This window comes from Streptomyces cyaneus (assembly GCF_004028635.1).
Lineage (GTDB): Bacteria > Actinomycetota > Actinomycetes > Streptomycetales > Streptomycetaceae > Streptomyces > Streptomyces cyaneus.
In genome coordinates this window covers 1-22666 of record NZ_ML138680.1, presented here as the reverse complement: position 1 = coordinate 22666, position 22666 = coordinate 1, and the positions used below count along the sequence as shown (strand labels likewise).

Here is a 22666-nt window from a genome sequence, read left to right as displayed (position 1 = left end):
CGGGAGGCGGAGTCCATCATCCTCGGCAAGCAGTGTCAACGATGACATAAGTCAACGATGACACCTCGGGACGGCATGCTCCGATGCCGCCGCACCGCCCGCAATCCCGCAGGAGTCGTTCATGTCTCGCACCCCTCGTCTGCCCTCAGCCCTCCTCAGAGCCGCCGCGTGCACCGGCCTGGCAGCCCTCACCCTGACGGCCTGCGGATCCGGCTCCGGAACGGACACCGCCGGCTCCGGTTCGGGCAGCGTCAAGGTCGGTCTGATCACCAAGACCGACACCAACCCGTTCTTCGTGAAGATGAAGGAAGGCGCGGAGAAGGCCGCCAAGGCCGACGGCGTCCAACTGATGACCGCCGCGGGCAAGTTCGACGGGGACAACGCCGGTCAGGTCACCGCGATCGAGAACATGGTCGCCGCCGGGGTGAAGGGCATCCTGATCACCCCCAGCGACTCCAAGGCGATCGTGCCCGCGATCGAGAAGGCCAAGGCCAAGGGAGTCCTGGTCATCGCACTGGACACCCCGACCGAGCCGGAGAGCGCCGTCGACGCCCTCTTCGCCACCGACAACCTCAAGGCCGGCGAGCTGATCGGCGAGTACGCCAAGGCCGCCATGAAGGGCAAGACGGCGAAGATAGCCGCCCTCGACCTCGCGCCGGGCGTCTCCGTCGGCGTCCAGCGGCACAACGGCTTCCTCAAGGGCTTCGGCGCCACCGACAAGGACGTCGCATGCGCCCAGGACACCGGCGGCGACCAGGCCAAGGGCCAGACCGCCATGGAGAACTGCCTCCAGAAGGAACCCGGCATCAACGTCGTCTACACGATCAACGAGCCGGCCGCCCTGGGCGCGTACACCGCGCTGAAGGCCAAGGGCCGGGAGAAGGACGTCCTGATCGTCTCCGTCGACGGCGGCTGCACCGGCACCCAGGCCGTCAAGGACGGCAAGATCGCCGCGACCTCCCAGCAGTACCCGCTGAAGATGGCCGCCGAGGGCGTCAAGGCCGTCGTGACGTACGCCAAGGACGGCAAGAAGGCGTCCGGTTACACCGACACGGGCGTCACCCTGATCACCGACAAGGCGCAGGACGGGGTCACGTCCAAGGACACCGCCTTCGGCCTGGAGAACTGCTGGGGCTGAGCCGGCCCCGAGGACCGTACGTTCGCCGCCCCTCCCCTCAGCGGGGCGGCCGGCCCCTCCTCCCCGACCGGGGACGGCCGCCCCCTCGCCTCCTTGCCCTCCCTGTTCTCCGGCAAGGCCGGACAAGGACTTCAGTCTTCCGACAAGGACTTCGCATGACCGCCACGTCCACGCCTCCGAGCACGTCCTCGCCGTACGCCGAGCTCAAAGCGCCGACCACGGCCCGCCAACTGCTCACGGCACCGACCACCGGCCCGCTGGTCGCCCTCCTTCTCGCCTGCGCCTTCTTCTCCTTCTCGACCGACCAGTTCCTCACCGGCGGGAACTTCTCGCTGATCGTGCAGCAGGTCATGGTCGTCGGCACGCTCGCCATCGGTCAGACCCTGATCATCCTGACCGCGGGCATCGACCTGTCGTGCGGTGCGGTGATGGCGTTCGGCAGCATCATGATCGCCAAGATGGCCGCCGAGGGCTCCCTGCCCCCGCTCGTCGCCATCGCCCTGGGCATAGCCGTCTGCGGCGGCTTCGGCCTGCTGAACGGGCTGCTGGTGCAGAAGATCCCGCTGCCGCCGTTCATCGTCACCCTCGGCATGCTCAACGTGGCGTTCGCGCTGACCCACATCTACTCCGAGGAGCAGACGGTCACCAACCTGCCCGGCCCGCTGACGGCTCTCGGGCAGACCTTCCCGCTCGGCCACACCGACATCACCTACGGCTCCCTGGTCACCATCGCCCTGTTCCTCCTCCTCGCCTACGCGCTGAGCAGCACCGGCTGGGGCCGGCACGTCTACGCCCTGGGCAACAGCCAGGAAGCGGCGCGCCTGAACGGCATCCGCACCTCCCGCCTGACCATCGGCGTCTACACGGTGGCCGGCCTGCTCTACGGCATCGCCGCCCTGTTGCTCATCTCCCGCACCGGAGTCGGCGACCCGCAGGCCGGCCAGACCGACAACCTCGACAGCATCACCGCGGTGGTCCTCGGCGGCACCAGCCTCTTCGGCGGCCGCGGCTCGGTGCTGGGCACCTTCATCGGCGTCCTCATCGTGGGCGTCTTCCGCAACGGCCTGCAGCTGATGGGCGTCGCCTCCATCTACCAGACGCTGATCACCGGAGTCCTGGTGATCCTCGCGGTGACCGTCGACCAGATCTCCCGGAAGAAGGCCCGATGACCGCCACCTCCTCCCCCACCCCGGTGCTGCAGGCCCGCGGTCTGGTCAAGCGCTATGGCCATGTCACCGCCATCGACGGTGCCGACTTCGACCTGCTGCCCGGCGAGGTCCTCGCCGTCATCGGCGACAACGGCGCCGGAAAGACCAGCCTGATCAAGGCACTTACCGGTGCGGTGGTTCCCGACGCGGGCGAGATCCGGCTCAACGGCAAGCCGATCCAGTTCTCCGGGCCGCAGAGCGCACGCGCCCATGGCATCGAGACGGTCTATCAGGACCTCGCCGTGGCCGCCTCCATGGACATCGCCTCCAACATGTTCCTCGGCCGTGAACTGCGCCGGCCCGGCGTCCTCGGCAGTGTCTTCCGCATGCTGGACAAGAAGCGGATGCGTCAGGAGGCCGCCGAGCACATGGCCGACCTGAAGATCGGCCTGCGTTCGCTGACGCAGTCGGTCGAGACCCTCTCCGGCGGACAGCGACAGGCCGTCGCGGTCGCCCGTTCCGTCGCCTGGGCCCGCAGCGTCGTCGTCATGGACGAGCCCACCGCCGCGCTCGGCGTCAAGGAGTCCGGTCAGGTCCTGGACCTCATCCGCCGCGTCCGCGACAAGGGCATGCCGGTCGTCCTGATCAGCCACAACATGCCCCACGTCTTCGAGATCGCCGACCGGATCCACGTCCACCGGCTGGGCAAGCGCGCTGCCGTGATCAAGCCGTCCGACTACTCCATGGCGGAGGTCGTCGCCATCATGACCGGCGCGCTCACCGTGGACGCGGCCGGAGATACTGTCGTAGCGGATTCCGAGGCGGCGAAGGCCGCGGGAGTCCAGGCCACCTGACCACATCACTCGACACTCGACGGAATCCGGCCGAGGCCGCGGCCGGAACCGACGAGCACAGGAGACCGTTCCTCCATGGCAGCGAACCGCCGCCCCACCCTGGCCGACGTCGCCCGAGAAGTGGGCGTCAGCGCCAAAACCGTCTCCCGCGTCCTCAACGAGGACGGGCCCGCCTCGGCCCAGACCAGGGAACAGGTGCTCGCCGCCGTCGCCAAGCTCGGCTTCCAGCCGAACCTCATGGCCCGCAACATCCGCGTCGGCGGACCCGACACCACCATCGGACTGGTCATCCCCGACCTCGGCAACCCCTTCTTCGGGGCCGTGGCCAGGAGCATCGAGGACACGGTCCGCGACCGCGGACTGACCCTGCTCATGGGCTCCTCCGCAGACGACCCCGACCGCGAACGCGCGTTGACGGACAAGTTCCTCGCCCGCCGGGTCAGCATCCTGATGGTCGTGCCGTCCGTCGGCGCCGACCACTCCCACCTCAAGACCCACCGCACCGCGGGCCTGCCCGTCGTCTTCCTCGACCGTCCGGGAGCGGGCCTGTCCACCGACAGCGTCGTCAGCTCCAACCGCGCGGGCGCCCACGACGGCATCGCCCACCTCGTCGCCCACGGCCACCGACGCATCGGCTTCGTCGGCGACCTCCCCACCAAGCTCTACACCCGCCGCGAGCGCATGGCCGGATACCGCGCGGCCCTGCAGGAAGCCGACATCCCGTACGACCGCTCCCTGGTCACCGATGCCCACGACCAGCACGGGGCCTCCACCGCGACCTCCCAGCTCCTGGGCCTGGCGGATCCGCCCACCGCCCTCTTCGCCGGCAACAACATCGTCGCCCTGGGCATAGTGACCGAACTCGCCCGCAGCAACCGCAAGGACGTCGCGGTCGTCGCCTTCGACGACTTGGAACTCGCCGAGGCGCTCGAACCGGCCCTGACGGTCGTCGCCCAGGACCCGGAGGAAATCGGCAGATCGGCAGCGGCCACCGCCCTGGCCCGCCTCGACGGCGACCGTTCCCGCGCCCGCACCATCACCGTCCCCACCCGACTGATCGTCCGCGGCTCGGGCGAACGCCCTGCCCCCGCGATGCAGCAAACGTGACGTGGGGATGTCGGGCCATGATGCAGGATCGCCCTGTGAACAACGCCAGCAGACGCACCGTCCTCGCATCCGTCGCCGCCGTCGCCGGCGGCCTGCCCACCCTCAATGCCGTGATGGGCGGCGGCGCCACGCCGGCCGCGGCAGCCGACCTGTGGGTCGTACGACGAGCCTGCCATCGCGTAGCCCTCGGCGAGCAGTTCCGCGCGTACGGCCTCGGTGGGGGCGTTCCTGGCGACGAGGGGGCCGAAGCCGTGGCTGAACAGCAGCAAGGTGCCGTTCCATTCCGTACCTCGGACCTTCCACTCGGGTTACGGCCACACCGCCGCCTCCGGCGCCGAGAACGGCGACAAGTCCTCCGCCCTCGGCTACTTCTTCACGATGGCCGCCCAGCACGGCATGCGCTGCATCAGTCTGGGCGTGCAGCCGGGCTGGGTGTCGGTGCCGACGCCCAGCCCCCGGCCGGCCGGTGCCTTGTCACCTGATGCGGATCTCGGCCAGCTGCAGGCGGTACTTGGCCGTCTCGTCGGCGGCGGGCGTACCGAGCCGGGTGACATTGATCCGCAGGTAGCGGCCCGTCGCCCCCGTGAGGGTGTACGTCTGGGCGGCTCCGCCCGGATTGGCCTGGCCGGTGACGGTGCGGACGGTGGTGTAGGAGGCGGCCCCCTCGGCGCGGGTCCGGATCGTGAAGTCGGCCGGGAAGCCCGCACTGCCTCCGCCGGCTCCCCCGGTGTCGGTGCGCGGGTGGAGGGCGACGGAGCCGATGGCCCGGTCGGCTCCGAGGTCGACCTCGATCCAGACCGGGGTCGCGCTGACGTCGGCGGCGGGGAAGTCGATGCTGGTGAAGCCCTTGGCGCCGCCCACACTGGTGCCGGTGCCGTCCAGGATCCGGGTCTTGCCCCAGTCGCCGTTCTCCAGCGTGTAGTTGGCGGTGACGGTCGTCGCGGCGGTCGGGATCGTGAGCTCGGCGAGTTGGAGGCGGTACTTGGTGGTCTCGTCGGCGGCGGGCGTGCCGAGCTTGGTGGCTTGCAGACGGACGTACCGGGCGGTGGTGGTCTTGAAGCCGTACGTCTGCGGGAGCCCGCTCGGGTTGGGTTCGGCGGTGACCGTGCGGACGGTGGTGTAGGTGCCGGCTCCGTCGGGGCGGGTCTGGATCGTGAAGTCGACCGGGAAGCCCGCGGTTCCACCGCCGGCCGCAGCGGTGTCGGTGCGCGGGAAGAGGCGTAGGGCGTCGAGGTCGGTGTCGGCCCCGAGGTCGATCTCGATCCACACGGGGTTCGCGCTGACGTCCGCCGAGGAGAACTCGTTGCTGGTGTAGCCCTTGGCGCCCGTCACGCCGGTGAGCTTGCCGTCGGTGAGCCGGTTCCTGCCCCAGTCGCCGTTCTCCAGGCTGTTGTTGCTGGTGACCGGCCGGCCCAGGGCGAGGTTGTCGAGCCGGCCCGTGCCGGTGGCAGTGAAGGTCCAGGTGCCCGGCCGCACGGTGAAGTAGATGTACGAGGCGTCCTTGCCGTCGTACGTCAGGCCGCTGACGCTGCCGGTGGAGGAGCCGTTCGTGTACACCGTGGTGCCGTTGGCGGTGACGGCCGGCTGGGAGCCGCCGTAAGTGGGCACGCCCACCCGGGCGGTCGTGCCGCTCGGCGAGGTGAGCGTGAGCGTGGCCTTGGTTCCGTCGCGCTCGATGCCGAAGCGGATGTCGCCCTTGACGGTGGGCGTGACGGTGTTGATCTTCGTGAGGGTGCCGGTCTGCGGGACGACTTCGTACGTCGTCCAGCCGGGCCCGGTCGGGCGGACACCGGCGGCGTAGGCGGACAGCGCGTACAGCGGGCCGCCGTTCCAGGCGTGGTTGTCGGTGCCGTCGGCCTTGGTCCACAGCTCCCACAGGGTGTGGCAGGCGGGGTCGGCGACCTGCGCGGCGAAGCGGTTGCGCATCCGCTCCTCGGCGACGCCGGCCGCGCCCATGAGGTACAGCGCCTCCAGGACGTAGAACTCCATGTACGGGCTGGCGTTGAGGTGGGTGCGCAGCACCTCGGTGACCGCCCGGTGGCGGGAGGCGGGGGCCAGGCCTGCGACGACGGCGAGGGCGTTGGCCCGGTCGTCGCTGTCGCGGGTGTAGCCGGGCGAGCGGTACTCGTTCCGGGACGAATTCCACAGCACGCGGTCGAAGTTGGCCTTGATGCTGTCGCGCCTGGCCTTCCAGCCGGCGACGTCGCCGGTGTTGCCGCTGAGGTCGGCCAGCTTGGCGGCGGTGTCCAGGGCCAGGTAGTACCAGCAGTTGTCCAGGACACGGGCGTCGATGTCGCTGCCCCAGTCCTCCCAGTCCCAGTCCCCGGCGCGGTGGTTGACCAGGCCGTCACCGTCCAGGCTCCACAGGTTCAGGTACTTCTTCACGGCCGGGTAGGCGCCGGTGACCGCGCCGGCGTTGCCGGTGTAGAGGTAGTACGTCCAGAACGACCACACCGAGGCGAGCATCTGGACGGGCAGTTCGGCGGTCCAGATGGTCGAGGGGACCGGGGAGTAGAGCGCGCCGCTGTCCTTCTGCCAAGCGGCCAGCTGCGAGATGGCCTTCGCGCCGAGGGCGTGGGAGCGGGTGTCGAAGGTGTAGAAGCCCTCCTTGAGCTGGTTGACGACATCGCCCCACCACTGGGCGCGCTCGCGGGTGGGGCAGTCCATGTAGTTGTCCCGCATGTTGACGTACATGGTGCGGGCGGCCTTGGTCCACAGGGTGTCCAGGAAGGCGTCGCTGCTGCTGAACGACCCGGCGAAATCGGTGTCGTAGCCGGACTCCCGGTACTTCAGCTCCAGGATCGTCACGCCGGCCGGGATCGTGTACCGCACGGCCGTACCGCTCATCCACGCCAGGGGCTCGAACTCCTGGACCCCGCCGGTGCAGACGTAGGTGGCGCGCATGTTGTACTGCGTCCCCGGCTCGATCCCGGTCAGGCCCGCGCCGTCGTCGTAGTGATCGGTCTGGATGCCGATCACCGCACCGGCCGGAGCGTCCACCTTCAGAAACGGGGTCACCTGGATGTTGGTCGGCAAGGTGGCCGAGATCGCGGTGGGACCCTGTCCCGTGGTCGGCAGCGAGGCGGCGTTGGTGTAGGACTTCAGACCGGAGTAGCGGAACTGCGGGATGGGCCGCTGGACGAGGTCGTTCCAGGGTGCGGCACCGGCGGCACCGAAGTCGGTCGGTGCCGTCCAGGCGCCGTCGTTGAAGCCGGGGGACCGCCAGCCCGACACGACGGCGGCGGCTCGGGCGTCGTAGAAGATGTTGGACTCGGGCAGCCGGAAGTTGACCTGCGTGCCGCTGGTGTTGTTCGAGTAGCCCGGGTGGACGGTGTGCTTCCAGTTGGTGTCGCTGACCACCCGCGTGGTCGTCGCGCCCGTCGTGATCTCGGACTGGAACAGCAGCCCGCCCTTGCCGCTGCTGTTGTGCGAGAAGCCCTGCTTGCCGAAGTACCACACCAGCAGGGCCACCGTGTTGGTCCCGCTGGTCAGGTACGGGGCGAGGTCGATCTCGTCGTAGTAGGTGTCCGTACGGTTGGGGCCGCGCTTGAGGCCGCCCTCGAAGACCACCAGCGTGCCGTTCACCCACAGCCAGTACTTCGAGTCGGCCGCGATCCGTGTCACGGCTTTCGACGGTGCCGACGGCAGGGTGAACGATCTGCGGAACGCCACCCACTGGTTCGCCGAACTGGCCGGGGCCCAGATCCACTTCGCGGTCCAGGAGACGGCGGCCGACGCCGTCGATGCGAGCCCTGGAAGGAGCACCGAGCCGAGAGTGGGAGCGAGCGACACGGCTATGGCAGAGCGCAGGACGGACCGGCGGGACACACGCTTCATTGCGGTTCCTTCAGCAAGGGCGGGACTGAATCAGGAGCGGGAGCAGGGAGCAAGATCAGGAGCAGGATCAGGAGTAGTTGTTTGAATCGATTCAATTGATGTGTGCAGGCGCGATGCTGTGCCCTCCGTAAGGGGATGTCAATACTCCGCGCGGATCCGCAGGGGCTGCGCCGCTCCAGGGAGTGTCACTTGCCGCAACCAGGCACCGTTCCCCCACTCGGTTCTCCCGGCTCCACAGGTTGACCCCGATTGCCGTCGTTCGCAAGGGAGTTGTCGCAGGTCACGGCGTGAAGCGGAAGGAGAATGCCCCGGGTTCCGCTTGACCTGCCCCAGCACCCCAGCCATGGTGATCCCGTAGTCGCACGATTACAGAGAGTTCCGAGGCTGGGGGCGTGAGGATGTCGGGGGATTCGTACGGAACGGACGCGTTCGCGATCGTGGGTCTGGGGTGCCGGCTGCCCGGTGGGATCGTGGATCTGGCCGGGTTGTGGGAGGCGCTGGAGGCCGGGCGGGATCTCGTCGGGGTGGTCCCGGAGGACCGGTTCGACAGTGCGCGGTTCGTCGACACCGCGATGACGCGGCCGGGGAAGTCGTACACCGCGCGCGGCGGGTTTCTGGCGGACATCGCCGGGTTCGACGCGGACTACTTCGGGATCTCGCCGCGGGAGGCGGCGCAGATGGACCCGCAGCACCGGCTGCTGCTGGAGACGGCCGTAGAGGCGCTGGACGACGCGGGGATCGACCCCGGGACGTTGGCGGGCTCCGACACCTGTGTGTTCGTCGGCGTCTCGGACTTCTCCTACGGCGGGCTGCAGATGGTCAGGGCGCGGCGGCTGAATGCCTATTCCATGGCGGGCACGGCCCATTCGATCGCGGCGAACAGGCTGTCGCATTTCTTCGACCTGCGCGGGCCCAGCATGGCCGTCGACACCGCCTGCTCGTCGTCGCTGGTGGCCGTGGAACGCGCCTGCCAGGAGCTCGCGTCGGGCGGCAGCCGTGTGGCGCTGGCGGGCGGGGTCAACGTACTGCTGAACCCTGCGGGATTCGTCGGGTTCAGCCAGGCGTCGATGCTGTCGAAGCGGGGCCGGTGCGCGGCGTTCTCGGCGGACGCCGACGGGTTCGTCAGGGCCGAGGGTGCGGGCGTGGTGGTGCTGAAACCGCTGGCCGACGCCCTGGCCGACGGCGACCGGATCCACGGGGTGATCGCCGGAGCCGGCAGCAACTGCGACGGGCACACCGTCGGACTGGCCCTGCCCAGCGCGCGGGCCCAGGAGGACCTGCTGCGGCGAGTGTACGAGCGGGCCGGGATCGCGCCCGACGAGGTCGGGTACGTGGAGGCACACGGCACCGGCACGCAGGCAGGCGATCCGGCCGAGTGCACTGCGCTGGGCCGAGTGCTGGGCGTCGCACGGACGGTGGGGCCGCTGCCCATCGGGTCGGTGAAGTCCAACGTGGGGCATCTGGAGCCGGCGTCGGGCATGGCGGGGCTGTTCAAGGCCCTCGCGGTGCTGCGGTACGGCACGATCCCCGCCTCACTGCATCTGGAACCGCTCAACCCCGGCATCGACTTCGCCGGGCTGGGGCTGGAGCCGGTCGACCGGGCGCGTCCGCTGGCGTCGGGGGGCCGGCGGCGCTTCGTGGGCGTGAACTCCTTCGGGTTCGGCGGGGCCAACGCCCATGTCGTCGTCGGCCCGCCGCCGTCCCCCGCCCCGCGGCCGGGTGCGGATGCGGTCGGCGAACTGCCGGTGATCGCGTCGGGGCGCACCCCGCAGGCGGCCGAGGAGGCGGCGCGGCGGTTGGCCGCCCGGCTGACGGGCGCCGCACCGGAGAAGTCGGCAGATCCGACGGAGCAGGCGGAGTTCTACGACATCGCGGCCACCACCGGCGTCCGCCGCGCCAGGCACCGCTTCCGCCGCGTGGCGCTCGCCTCGTCCCCGCACGAGGCCGCGCGGATCCTGACCGACGACGGCGTGACCGGTGAGGCGGTCGAACGCGGCCGGGTCGGGCTGGTCTTCGCGGGCAACGGCTCGCAGTGGGCGGGGATGGCCGCCGACCTGCTGGACGCCGACCCGGTGTTCTGCGCCCAGGTGGAGGCGGTCGACGGCGCGTTGGCGCCCCGGATCGGCTGGTCGGTCGCCGCGCAGCTGCGCCGGCCGCCGGACGAGTGGGGGCTGGAGGCCACCGAGGTGGCGCAGCCGCTGCTGTTCGCGGTGCAGGCCGGGATCGTCGCGGCCTTGCGTGCACGGGGCCTGAAGTGGACGGTCGCGCTCGGGCACAGCGTCGGTGAGGTGGCCGCCGCGTACGCCGTCGACGCGCTGACGCTGCAGGAGGCGGCGTGGGTGGTCGCCGAGCGCAGCCGGGCCCAGGCGGCCACGGCCGGCCGGGGCCGGATGGCCGCGGTGGGGTTGCCGTCGGCCGAGGCGGAGCGGGCCCTGTCGCCGTACCCGGGTCTGGTCGTGGCCGCCGTGAACAGTGCCCGGGACGTGACGATCGCCGGGCCGGTGAACCAACTCAAGTCGCTGGGCGAGGAGTTGGCGGCCCGCGAGGTGTTCTTCCGGCTCATGGACCTCGACTACGCCTTCCACAGCCCGGTCATGGAGCGGGTCCGCGCCCCGCTGGCCGTCGGCCTCGACGGGTTGGCCCCGAGCGGCAGCACCGAGGCGCTGATCTCCACGGTCACCGGCGGCCCGGTGCCCGCGAGCGGCCTGGACGCCGAGTACTGGTGGCGCAACGTCCGCGAGCCGGTCCGGTTCGCCGCCGCCGTCGAGCACGCCCTGGACGCGGGCGTCGACGTCCTGCTGGAGGTCGGCCCCCATGCCGTCCTGCGCACGTACCTGCGCCGGATCACCGCCGGACGCGACCGGGTGGCCGTACTCGACACCCTGCGCCGCGGCGCCGCCGGCCCGGCCACGTTGCGCCGGTCGGTCGAGGCGCTGATCGCCGCCGGGGCGGAGATGGACCGGACGCGCTGGTTCCCGCGCCCCGCCCGGGTGGCGGACCTCCCCGCGTATCCGTGGCAGCGGGAGCGGCACTGGAGCGGCACCCCGCAGCAGTGGATCATCAGCAGCGGATCGGGACGGCTGGACCACCCCCTGCTGGGCGAGCGGCTGCCGACGGCGGAGCCCTCCTGGCACGGGCCGGTCGAACCGGTGCTGGTGCCCTGGCTGGCCGACCACAAGGTCGCCGGGTCGGTGGTGCTCCCCGCGACGGGTTACGTCGAGATGGCGCTGGCCGCCGGCCGGCGGCTGCTGGACGGCCCGGTGGAACTGGCCTGGCTGGAGGTGAGCCGCCCGCTGGTCGTCCCGTGGGACCGGGCCGGGGACGTCCACTTGCAGCTCGGGTTCTCCCCCGACGACGGCATGGTGTCCATCACCAGCACCGAGGCGACGGACGGCGACGAGGCCGACGGCACTCGGCCCCGTCCGCACGCCCGGTGCCGGGTCCGCGAGCTGATCGGCCACCCACCCGTCCGGATCGACCTGACCGCAGTGCGCGCCCGCTGCACCCGCCGGGGCGACGCCGACGCCCTGTACCCCGAACTGGCCGTGGCCGGCCTGGACTACGGGCCCGCGTTCCGGCAGCTCGCACGGCTGCACATCGGGGACGGGGAGGTGCTGGCGGCCTACCGGCACACCACGGACGCGGCCGACACCGCGCAGTACGTGGTGCATCCGGCGCTGCTGGACGGCGCTCTGCAGGCCTGCGTGCCGCTCGTGGCCGCCCGGGCCGGCACCGGCCAATGCTGGCTTCCGGCCGCGATCGGGGCTGTACGCGTGTGGCGGAGTCCGTCCGTGACGGGGATGCTGCACGTCCGCGACCGCACGCGCGGCACCGCCGAGCTCTGCTTCGACATCGCCGTCACCGACCCGGACGGCAGCGTCACCGCCGAACTGGACGGCGTACGCATGCGGCGGGTGCCCGGACCGGCCGACCGGGCGCCCCTGCGGTACGAGACCGTGCTGCGGGCCGCGCCGCATCTCCACCTGCCGGCCGCGCCCTCGCCGCTGCCCTGCAACCATGACCTCGCCGCTGCCGCCGTGGGGAGCGTCGACGCGCTGGACGCCGGCTGGCGCTGCGCGCGCTTCGCGGACTTCGTCGACCGGCTGAAGCAGGTGACCGCCCATGTGGCCGCCGCCGCGTTCGGGGATCTGCTGCCCGCGGACGTGGCCGGGTTCACGGCCGCCGACCTGATCCGGCAGGGGATGCTCCCCGGATACGACCGGCTGGCGCGGGCCCTGCTCGCCCTGATGGCCGGTCACGGTCTGGCCGCGGCCGGCGAGGACGGACGGTGGCGGCTTTCCGGCGCCCCGGACCCGGGGTACCTCCTGGCCCGGCTGCCCATGGACTTCCCGGCCTACAGTGCCGAAGTGCAGCTGGCGACCGGCCAGTTGTCGCACCTGCCGCAGGTGCTGCGCGGCGAGCGCGACCCACTGCACCTGCTGACCGGCCAGGGGTCGCAGGAAGCCCTGGAGCAGTTCTACGACGTGGCGCCGTCGAGCCGGTTCCACAACCGGATCGTCGCCGCGCTCACGGCACAGATCGCGCGGACCTGGCCCGAGGACCGGCCCCTGCGGATCCTGGAGATCGGCGCGGGCACGGGTGGCACCGCCGCCACGGTGCTGCCGGTACTGCCGCCAGAGCGGACCGTCTACCACTTCACCGACGTCTCCGCGGGCTTCTTCGCCCGCGCCCGACACCGTTTCGGCGACCACGACTTCGTCGACTACCACCCGTTCGACCTGAACGCCGACCTGGCCGAACAGGGCTTCGCCGACGGCGCCTACGACCTGATCGTCGCGGCCAATTCCCTGCACACCGCGACGGACCTGCGGGCGGCTCTGCACCGGGTACGCAAGCTGCTGGCCCCCGGTGGCCGACTGGTGGCCCTCGAGGTACACGACACCGACTATCTGCTGCCGTTCTTCGGCACGCTGGACAGCTTCTGGAGCCACGACGACGAACTGCGTGCGGACTCGCCCCTGTTGAGCCGGGACCAGTGGGCCGATGTGCTGCCCGCATGCGGCCTCGGCGATGTCGTCTGCCTCGGTGGCAGTATCGAGTCACCGGCCCGGGACGGCCTCTCCGTGCTGCTGGCCTCGGCTCCCGCATACGAGACCGCCCCACCCGCGCTGCCCCGCCCGGACGACGGCACCCGGTGGATCGTGGCCGCGGAGAGCGAGACCGAGACGCCGCTTGCCCAGCACCTCGCCGCGCTCCTGGCCGACGGCGGAACACGGTCCGTCCCGGTGACGCCCGCTCCCGTCGACCCTGCGGCCTGGACGGCGTCGCTCACCGGTGACGGCGACCCGGCCGTGGTGCTCGTGCTGGGCGACTCCCCCGCCGACTCCCCTGTCGACTCCCCTGCCGATCCGCAGGCGATGCTCGACCGGGCCGTACGGCGTGCGGCCACGCTGCGTGGCCTGGCCGCGGCCTGCCGGCGCCTCCCGGACGGCGCCCGGCCCGCCCTGTGGCTGGTGACCCGGCCCAGCGGCGCGCTGCCCGCACCCGAACGCGCCGCCCATCCGCAGGACGCCGCCGCCTGGGGCGTGGCCCGCACGCTGGCCAACGAGCACCCCGACCTGCGGGTGACCCGGCTGTCGCTGGAACGCCTCGGCGACCCTGCCGTCGACGCGCACCGGCTGGCCCGCGAACTGCTGGAACCCGCCGTGTCGTTCGGTGACGAGGAGGGCTCTGCCGCACGTGAGGACGAGATCGTCATCACCTCGGGCGGCCGCTTCGTACCCCGGGAACGCGAACTCCCGTCCGGCGAGTACATCGAGCGGGGCGGTGACGAAAGCTTCGCCCTTCAGATCCGCGCGCCCGGGCTGTCGTACGAGCCGGTCTGGACCCGGACCCCGGCCGTCGCTCCCGGGACCGGTGAGGTGGTGATCGCGGTGCGTGCCGCCGCGCTGAACTACCGCGACATCATGCAGGCGACGGGGCTGCTGCCCCCGGAGGCGGGCGAAGGGGGCTTCGGCGGGGACGGACCCGGGCTGGAATGCGCCGGGATCGTCACGGCCGTGGGCGAGGGCGTGGGCGACGTGGCCGTCGGGGACCGGGTCTGCGCGGTCGCGCCGGCCTGTCTGGCCTCGCACACAGTGGCTCCCGCGGCGGCCGTCGTGAAGATCCCCGACGGTCTCGGTTTCGCGGCGGCCGCCACCCTGCCGGTGGCCTTCCTGACGGTCCACTACGCGCTGCACGATCTGGCGCGGCTCGCGGCCGGGGAGACCGTGCTGGTGCACGGCGCCGCCGGCGGGGTGGGGCTGGCCGCCGTCCAGTACGCCCGTCTGGTGGGGGCCACGGTGATCGCCACCGCGGGCAGCCCGGCCAAGCGCGACCTGCTGCACGCGCTGGGCATCGAGCACGTACTGGATTCCCGGAGCCTGGACTTCGCCGGTCAGGCGCTGCGGATCACCGGTGGGCGCGGGGTCGACGTGGTGCTCAACTCGCTGGCCGGGCAGGCCATCGACCGGGGCCTGGAGACGCTGCGGCCCGGCGGCCGGTTCATCGAACTCGGCAAGCGCGACATCTACGCCAACAAGCCGCTGCTCATGCGGCCGTTCAGCCGCAACATCGCCTTCTTCGGCGTCGACGTCACCGCCCTGCTGTGCGACGCGGCCGGGCTCGCACACGGCAGGCGTCTGCTGTCCGGGGTCGCCGAACGGGTGGCGGACGGCCGCTACCGGCCGCTGCCGCACACCGTGTACCCGGCCGCACGGGTCGGCGAGGCGTTCGCGCTGCTGCAGCACTCGCGGCACATCGGCAAGGTCGTCGTGAGCCTCGATCCGCAGGACGGCCCGGTTCCCGTCCGCGTCCGGCCCGAGCCGCCCCGGCTCGACCCCGAGGGCACCTATCTGGTCACCGGCGGGCTGGGCGGCTACGGCGCCGCGACGGCCCGTTGGCTCGCCGACCGCGGCGCCCGCCGTCTGGCCCTGGTCTCCCGGCGGGGCGCCGACGGTCCGGAGGCTGCCGAGGTGCTGTCCGACCTGGCCGCGCTGGGTGTGACCGCCACCCCGTACGCCGCCGACGTCACCGACGCGGCCGCCATGGCCGAGGTGATCAGCCGAGTCGACGCCACCGGGCACCGGCTCGCGGGTGTCGTCCACGCGGCGATGACGCTCGACGACGCCCCGCTCACCGAACTCACCGACGAGCGGATCCGCGCGGTACTGGCCCCCAAGGTGGCCGGCGCGGCGATCCTCGACGCACTGACCCGCGAGCACGACCTGCGGCTGTTCTGGCTGTACTCCTCCTTCGCCACGGCCGTCGGCAACGTCAAGCAGTCCGCCTACGTCGGCGGCAACCTGTTCACCGAGGCGCTGGCCCGCACACGGCACGGCGCGCGACCCACTCTCGCCGTCAACTGGGGTGCGCTCGGGGACTGCGGCCATATCGCCCGCGAGGGCCTCGCACCTTCCATGGAGGCGCTCGGCACCGTCCCCATCGGCTCGCGCGAGGCGCTGTCCGCCCTGGCAACGCTCGCGGCGTCCGGCAGCGCCGTCGCCGGCGTCGGCCGATACGACTGGGCCCGGCTGCGCACCTTCCTGCCGACCCTGACCACACCCCGCTTCGCGGCGCTGCTGCCCGCCGACGGCGACATGGGCGGCCACACCCGCCAGGACCTCGTGGCGGCCCTGGCCGGCCGTACCGCCGAAGAGGCGCTGAAGACGGTCAGCGACACACTCGCCGAGTACCTGGCCCAGATCCTGCAGACCGACGCCGCCCGCCTCGACCCGAAGCTGCCGCTGCAGGACTACGGCGTCGACTCACTGATGGCCGCCGAGCTGCTGACCACACTGCGGCAACGCCTCGATGTCGAGATCCCGCCCCTCGAACTCCTCCAGGGCGGCGTCACCGTCACCGATCTCGCCCGCCATGTGCTGCTGCGCCTCGGCGTGCGCACCACCGACACCGCCAACGGCTGAAAGGGAGGCCCGTCATGGTGACCTGTCAGGAACCCGATACCCCCACGGCCGACACCCCCACGGCCGACACCCCGACGGCCGACACCCCGACGGCCGATGCCCCGGCGGCGGACCGCATCGAAGGCCTTCTCAGCTTCGGTCCCCTCATCGGCGGCATCGCCGTCCCCAGCCCGACCGAGTGGGTCTACGCACTGCGCGCGAGCGCGCTGATCGACGACCCCATCGGCGGCGGCTGCTACCGCAACGCGCTCAACGCCGGGCGCATGGGCCCCGACGCCCACCCGGAGACGATCCTGGGGCGCTGCGCCGTCGCCGGACCCGGCCTCATGCAGACCGCGTTGCGCACCGCACGGGCGGCCGCGGACGAATGGGGCGGCAGTCCGCGAGCCCGACGCGCCGCCGTCGCCGACGCGTTCCGCACACGGCTGCGAGAGCACGCGGACGCGCTGACCGACCTCCTGGTCGAGGAAGGGCACCCGGTCCGGCTGGCCCGCATGGAGGTCGCCGACCTCGTCACCTTCTTCGGGGCCGAGACCACCGACTGGTGTCTGCGGCAGCTGGAGACACGGCACACCACCGGCGGACGGACGGTGTCGCTGCGCCGGGTGCCGGACGGCGTCGTATGCGTGCAGCCGCCGCAGAACACGCCGGCGTTGAGTGTCGGCGCGGCCTTCCAGTCCGTGCTGGCGGGCAACGCGCTGGTGGTGCGGCTGTCCCGGCAGGCGCCGATCGCCGCGATGTATCTGCTGGAGCGGATCGCCGTGCCGGCGCTGGCCGAGGCCGGTGCCCCGCCCGGAATCCTGTCGGCGCTGTGCACCGATCCGGCCCAGGCGCTGGACGCCTGGCTGGACAGTCCGCTGGTGGACGACGTGCTGTACTTCGGCGACTCGATCCGCGGCGAACAGATCGAGAAGGCGTGCCTCGTCGCGGGCAAGAAGCCGATCCTCGAACTCGGCGGCAACGACATGGTCGTGGTGTGGCGCGACGCGCCCCTCGACCGGGCCGTGGACGCGCTGCTGGAGTCGTACCACGGCAGCGGGCAGATCTGCTGTGCGCCCAACATCGCGCTCGTCCATCCGGAGATCGCCGACCGGCTGACCGACCAACTCGCCGAACGGGTCGGGGCGTTGCGGCCGGGCTTCCCCGACGATCCCGAGGTGGTGCTGGCCGCCACGCCCAACACCGCCGGATACGACGCCGCGCTCGCCGACGCCCGGCGGGCGGGCGCCCGGGTGCTGACCGGCGGACGCCATCTGGACGTGGGCGGCCGGGAGAGCGACGTCGCCGTCTTCGCGGAGCCGGCGCTCATCCGGGTCGACGGGCTCGCCCGGGCGCGGGAGCTGCGGTCGGTCCGGCACGAGACGTTCTTCCCGATGCTGACCGTCGTCGTCCCCGAGCCCGCCGGTGACGACGAACTCCTCGCCGAGACGGTGTCGTTCGTCGCCGCCGGCGCCTACGGTCTGCGCAACTCCCTGTGGGCCGAGGACCCGGCGGTCGTCGAACGGTTCGTCCGGGACGTCCGCTCGTGCGGCCAGCTCCGGGTGAACGACTCGCACCTCGCGGGTGTTCCGTACCTGTCCAACCACGGTGGCCCGGGGCTGAGCGGCGACCGGTTCGGCGAGCTCAACTACCCGATGCTGCGCACCAGCCGCCTCCAGGGCGTGTCCGTGGCGCAGTCCCCGCCCGCGCAGTCCGACGGCGTCGCCCCCTACCTCCCGGCGCGACGCAGGCCCAGGGTCGAGGCGGTCCGGGAGTACCCGCCCGGCTGGCCGCCCGAGGAGCTGCCCGGCGGGCTGCCGGCCCCCTTCACCGAGGCGTTCCAGCACGACCCGTACCCGACGCTGCACTGGCTGCGCGAGCACCGGCCGGTGAGCCGGATCATGGCCCCGGACGGTCCGGGCTGGCTGCTGACCCGCTACGACGACGTCCGCCGGGCCCACACCGACCCGCGGGTGAGCTGCGACAGCAAACGCATCACCGCCGGCCGTATGTGGCTGCGGCACTGGCCGTCCGAGCTGCGGGAGCGGCTCTTCACCCACCTGCTGGACAGTGACGACCCACGCCATGCCGAACTGCGGGCGATCATGCGGCCGTTCTTCACACCCGCGCGCCAGGAGCAGTGGCGTTCCCGGGTGCAGCGCGTCGTCGACACCCGGATCGACCAGATCGTGGACCGGGGCCGTGCCGATCTGATGGCGGCCGTCGCCTACCCGCTCGGCGGCAACGTCCTGTTCTCCGTCCTCGGCGCAACCCCGCCCCGGATGAACCATCTGCGGGCGATGATCTGGCGTACCGCCGAATGGAACAACGACGTCCCCTACGTGGCGGCGCTCGCCCACGAGATCGACGCGTTCGTCCGCAGGGCCGTCGCCGAGAAGCGCCGCGCCCCCGGCGACGACCTGATCTCGCTGCTCGTCCGGGCCCGCGACGAGGACGGTCTGATCGGTGAGGACGAGCTGCACGGCCAGGTCATGATGATGCTGGTGGCGGGCCAGGACCCCAGCATCAACAGCGTCGGCAACAGCCTGTACGCCCTGCTCTCCCACCCCGGCCAACTCGCCGAACTCCGTGGCGACCCGACCCTGCTGGAGACGGGCATCGGTGAACTCCTCCGCTACGAGAGCCCGTTGCCGTTCACGAGTTGGCGGGGCACCCTCGAAGCGGTCGAGTTCGGCGAGGTGACCGTCCCGGCGAACGAGTCCCTGTTCCTGTGCCTCGGCGCGGCCAACCGGGACCCCGCCCGCTTCCCCGACCCCGACCGGCTCGATCTGCACCGGCCCACCCCCGGCCATCTGGCGTTCGGGCACGGCGCGCACTACTGCCTGGGCGCCCTCATCGGCCGGATGACGGCCGAGGCCGCCGTCACCACCGTCCTGCGCCGGCTGCCCGGCCTGCGGCTGGACGGCACGCCTCGGTGGCGGCCCAGCATGTTCGAGCGCGGACTCAGCGCCCTGCCCGTCGCCTGGGACCTGCCACGAAAAGCGCAGAAGACACAGAGGACACAGAAGGCGAAGAAGGGACAGAGGCTGCAGAAGATGCAGAAGCCCCAGAAAGGGGCGGTTCGGTGAACCGTGCCGAGATCCTCGCCGAACTGAGGGCGATGCTCGCCGAGTTCGGTGACGTCGACCCCGAACAGGTCGACGAGCAGACCGCGTTCATCGCGGACCTCGCCCTCGACTCGCTCGTCCTGGTGCGGATGACCGTCGTCGCCGAGGAGCGGTTCGGGGTGCGTATCCCCGACGAGGTCGCCTGGGAGCTGGACACGGTCGGTGCCGTGGTCGGATACGTCGAGGAGGCCCTGGCCGGACGGGTCGGAGCCGGCGGTGAGTGAGCTCGTCCGGTTCCTGCGCGAGAAGATGTGGCTCTTCGGCGACACCCGCTGGTACGCGCGGGCGGACAGCGTCCGGGGCGAGCTCGTCGAGGTGGAACGTCTCGGGTACGCCCAACTCGACGCACGGGCCCGAGCGGTGGGGGCATGGCTGGCCGAGCGGACACCGCCCGGGGCACGCGTGCTGCTGATGTATCCGGCGGGCCTGGAGTTCTTCGCGGTCTTCCTCGGCTGCCTGTACTCCGGACGGGTCGCCATCCCCGCACCGCTGCCGGCCACCGACCGGCGGGCCCTGGAACGCGCCGAGGGCATCATCCGCGACGCGGACGTCGGGCTGGTCCTCAGCGACACCTCTCACCAGCCGAGACTCGGCTCCTGGCTGGCGGGTCTGGGCCGCACATCACGGACGGAGTGCATCGCGACCGACGGGACTGACAGGAACGGCGGGACTGACAGGAACGGCGGGACTGGCGGGACCGTCCTGCCGGACCCCGGTGCCTGGTCCCCCCTCGCCCTGGAGCTCTCCGCGACCGCCTACATCCAGTACACCTCCGGGTCGACGAGCGAGCCGCGCGGTGTCGTCATCACCCACCGGAACCTGCTGCACAACCTGCTGGCGATCAGGGAGAAGCTCCTCCCCGAGGACGTCCTGGACGAACTGCGCCTCGACCCGTCGCAGTGCGGCGCCGGATGGCTCCCGCACTACCACGACATGGGCCTGGTCGGCATGCTGCTCAGCCCGCTCACGAGCTGCGGCAACCTAGTCTTCTGCTCCCCGGTGTCCTTCATCGCCCACCCGCTGCTGTGGCTCCAGATGATCAGCCGGTACCGGGCCTTCTACACCCTCGCCCCGAATTTCGGCTACGACTGGCTGCTGAGGAGCCTCAAGGACGGCCAACTCACCGACCTGGACCCGGACTTGAACCCGGACTTGAACCTGGACTGCCTGCGCTTCGCACTGAGCGGCGCCGAGCCCGTCCGCGCCGACGTCCTGAACGCGGTCGCCCGCCGACTCGCCCCCATCGGCTTCCGTCCGGACATCTGGGCGCCCAGCTACGGCCTGGCCGAGGCCACCCTCATGGTGACCGGCACGTCCTGCGGCAGCGGCCCGACCGTGACGCGCTTCGACCGGGACGCCCTGGAGACCGGGCGCGCCGCGCCCACCCCGGACGGCGTCGCCCTGGTCGGCTGCGGCCGCCCCACCGGCGCCGAGGTCAGGATCGTCGACCCCACGACCTCCTCTCCCCTACCGGACGGACAGGTCGGCGAGGTCTGGGTGCGCGGCGACAGCATCGCCGACGGCTACCTCAACGACCCACACGCCACCGCCGACCACTTCTGCGCCGTCACCGCCGACGGCGACGGCCCGTACCTGCGCACCGGAGACCTCGGCTTCCTCCAGGACGGCGAGCTCTACGTCACCGGCCGCGCCAAGGACCTGATCATCGTCAACGGCCGCAACATCCACCCCCAGGACATTGAACGCATCAGCGAGACAACCGACCCCGCGACCGGCCCCTGCGCCGCCTTCGCCCTGCCCGACGCCTCCGGCCAGGAGCAGATCGTCCTCGTCCAGGAGCTCCGACCGCTCCACCTGAGCGGCCGCACGCCCGCAGCCCTCGCCGACCTCATCAGAAAGCGCCTGGCCCAAGAACTGCGGCTGGCCGTCCAAGTCGTCATCGTCGGACCGATGAGCGTGCCCCGCACCACCAGCGGCAAGATCCAGCGCTCACGAACCCGCGACGAACTCCGCTCGACGGGCCTCGATCCGCTGCACTCGGACCTCCTCGCCCCGGCCGACCCGACCCCTCGACCGAGCCCCTGACGCGCCGCACGGACCCCCGGCCCCGAAGGCAGCTCACGCCGGGCGCGGCCTCCTGCTCCTCGTAGGCGAGGCCCGACACCTGGATCTTCTCCAGGACCATGCGCAGGCGGGCCGGGTCGGTGATCGAGTGCGAGGTGAGGCTGTGCAGCTGCAGCGGACGGGACAGCACCTCCTCCATCAACTCGGCACCGGAGAAGGCCAGCAGGGCCTTGCCCACGTCGGCGCAGTTCAGCGGCAGGCTGCCGCCGATGCAGGAGGGCAGCCGCAGGGCCTCGTGGCCGTGGATGCGTTCGAGGTAGACCACCTCCATGCCCTCCCGGACGCCACGGCGTCGACCTGGTGGCCATGTTCGAACTCCACGCCGACCTGGTCTTCGCGGCGGCCACGCGCATGGCAGCGAGGGATTAGCAGGGGGAGCTAGTAGCGGGGGCTAAGGCGTGCCTCTTTGATGCGCTGAGCAGTTGATCGGATGTGTCTGTCCGGTTGGTGATCAGTGATGCGATGTGGGACCGGATCGAGCCGTTGATGCCGGCCGATCCGGTCCGTGGACGACGATGGGCCGACCACCGCCGCACGATCGAGGCCATCGCGTGGAAGTACCGCACCTGCTCGCCCTGGCGCGACCTGCCCGCAGAACTCGGCTCCTTCAAGACCGCGCACAAGCGACTGCTGCGCTGGGCCGTCGACGGAACGTGGGAGAAGATCTTCGCCGCCGTCCTGGCCGCGGCGGACGCCGACGACGATATCGGCTGGACTGCCTCGGTGGATTCCACCGTCTGCCGGGCCCACCAGCACGCTGCCGGAGCCCGCAAAGGGTGAACTGATCCGTGGAGAGCCCGCCGACCACGCCCTCGGACGCTCCCGCGGCGGCCTGAGCACCAAGGTCCACCTGGCCAGCGACAGCCGGGCACGGCCTCTGGCCATCACGGTCACCGCCGGGCAGGCAGGTGACGCACCGTCGTTCACCGCCGTGATGGCCGCGCTCCGAGTGCCCCGCGCCGGGCGGGGGCGTCCCCGCACCAGACCGGACATGGTGATCGCGGACCGGGCGTACTCCTCCCGCGCGATCCGGTCCCACCTGCGGCAACGGCGCATCAGGGCGGTCATCCCGCAGCCCGTGGACCAGGTCCGCAACCGGCTCCGGCGCGGCCCGCGTGGCGGTCGGCCACTGGGCTTCGATGCCGATGCCTACAAGCAGCGGAACACGGTCGAGCGGTGCATCAACCGCCTCAAGCAGTGGCGTGGCCTGGCCATGCGCACCGACAAACTCGCCATCGCCTACCAGGCCGCACTTCACCTCGCGGCCATCCTCATCTGGGCCCGTAGATGACCAAAGAGACAGCACCTAGTACTCCAGCAGCGTTTCGGTATCTGTGCTGGTCAGGGTGCTGTTTCTGAGGCTACCTGACTGGCGATGCGTCATGTGATGGCGGTTCGTGACTTGTCGTCGCAGTGCGCCGTTTGTAGTGGCACATGCGGGCGGTCGCCTGGTGCCGCCGTCGCC

10 protein-coding genes and 1 pseudogene are annotated in these 22666 nt (G+C 71.6%); 9 read left to right on the top strand and 2 right to left on the bottom strand.

Translation table 11 applies throughout. The annotated features are described in order from the left end of the window. Positions 1 to 121: 121 nt before the first annotated feature. From EHO50_RS08590 to EHO50_RS08575, 4 genes are all read left to right on the top strand, one after another. Complete coding sequence (locus EHO50_RS08590; RefSeq protein WP_128429289.1) at positions 122 to 1138, top strand: sugar ABC transporter substrate-binding protein; 1017 nt, start codon at positions 122 to 124, stop codon at positions 1136 to 1138. Positions 1139 to 1293: 155 nt separating this feature from the next. Next, positions 1294 to 2307: an ABC transporter permease gene (locus tag EHO50_RS08585; protein WP_128429288.1), complete on the top strand. Its 1014-nt coding sequence runs from the start codon at positions 1294 to 1296 to the stop codon at positions 2305 to 2307. Further along, positions 2304 to 3140: an ATP-binding cassette domain-containing protein gene (locus EHO50_RS08580; RefSeq protein WP_128429287.1), complete on the top strand. Its 837-nt coding sequence runs from the start codon at positions 2304 to 2306 to the stop codon at positions 3138 to 3140. Before EHO50_RS08585 ends, EHO50_RS08580 begins: the two co-directional genes overlap by 4 nt. 75 nt (positions 3141 to 3215) lie before the next feature. Continuing rightward, the gene (locus tag EHO50_RS08575) at positions 3216 to 4247 is read left to right on the top strand and encodes a LacI family DNA-binding transcriptional regulator (RefSeq protein ID WP_128429286.1); all 1032 of its coding nucleotides are present in this window, start codon (positions 3216 to 3218) and stop codon (positions 4245 to 4247) included. Positions 4248 to 4721: 474 nt separating this feature from the next. On the opposite strand, the gene EHO50_RS08565 is transcribed toward EHO50_RS08575, so the two are convergent. Next, on the bottom strand, positions 4722 to 8084 hold the full coding sequence (locus EHO50_RS08565) for an alpha-L-rhamnosidase-related protein (RefSeq protein WP_128429284.1): 3363 nt from the start codon (positions 8082 to 8084) through the stop codon (positions 4722 to 4724). 398 nt (positions 8085 to 8482) lie between these two features. On the opposite strand from EHO50_RS08565, the gene EHO50_RS08560 reads away from it, so the two are divergent. Genes EHO50_RS08560 through EHO50_RS44840 form a run of 4 tightly spaced genes read left to right on the top strand, consistent with a single transcriptional unit; the run spans position 8483 to position 21162 of the window. Next, positions 8483 to 16009, top strand: a complete 7527-nt coding sequence (locus tag EHO50_RS08560) for a type I polyketide synthase (RefSeq protein ID WP_128429283.1) — start codon at positions 8483 to 8485, stop codon at positions 16007 to 16009. A gap of 14 nt (positions 16010 to 16023) precedes the next feature. Continuing rightward, positions 16024 to 19077, top strand: a complete 3054-nt coding sequence (locus tag EHO50_RS08555) for an aldehyde dehydrogenase family protein (RefSeq protein WP_128429282.1) — start codon at positions 16024 to 16026, stop codon at positions 19075 to 19077. Continuing rightward, complete coding sequence (locus EHO50_RS08550) at positions 19074 to 19340, top strand: acyl carrier protein (RefSeq protein ID WP_128429281.1); 267 nt, start codon at positions 19074 to 19076, stop codon at positions 19338 to 19340. Before EHO50_RS08555 ends, EHO50_RS08550 begins: the two co-directional genes overlap by 4 nt. Continuing rightward, positions 19333 to 21162 (top strand): fatty acyl-AMP ligase, encoded by a 1830-nt coding sequence (locus EHO50_RS44840; protein ID WP_128429280.1) that lies wholly within the window; start codon positions 19333 to 19335, stop codon positions 21160 to 21162. Before EHO50_RS08550 ends, EHO50_RS44840 begins: the two co-directional genes overlap by 8 nt. Before the next feature lie 25 nt (positions 21163 to 21187). Here the strand turns inward: EHO50_RS44840 and EHO50_RS44835 are convergent. Next, a pseudogene (locus EHO50_RS44835) lies at positions 21188 to 21487 on the bottom strand (IclR family transcriptional regulator domain-containing protein); the annotation flags it as partial. A 176-nt stretch (positions 21488 to 21663) separates the two neighbouring features. Between EHO50_RS44835 and EHO50_RS08530 the strand changes: the two are divergent. After that, positions 21664 to 22492 (top strand): IS5 family transposase gene (locus EHO50_RS08530; RefSeq protein ID WP_425472145.1). Its coding sequence is split into 2 segments (ribosomal slippage): positions 21664 to 21974 and positions 21973 to 22492, totalling 831 coding nucleotides; the frame shifts between segments, so codons are not numbered across the junction. Positions 22493 to 22666: the final 174 nt, after the last annotated feature.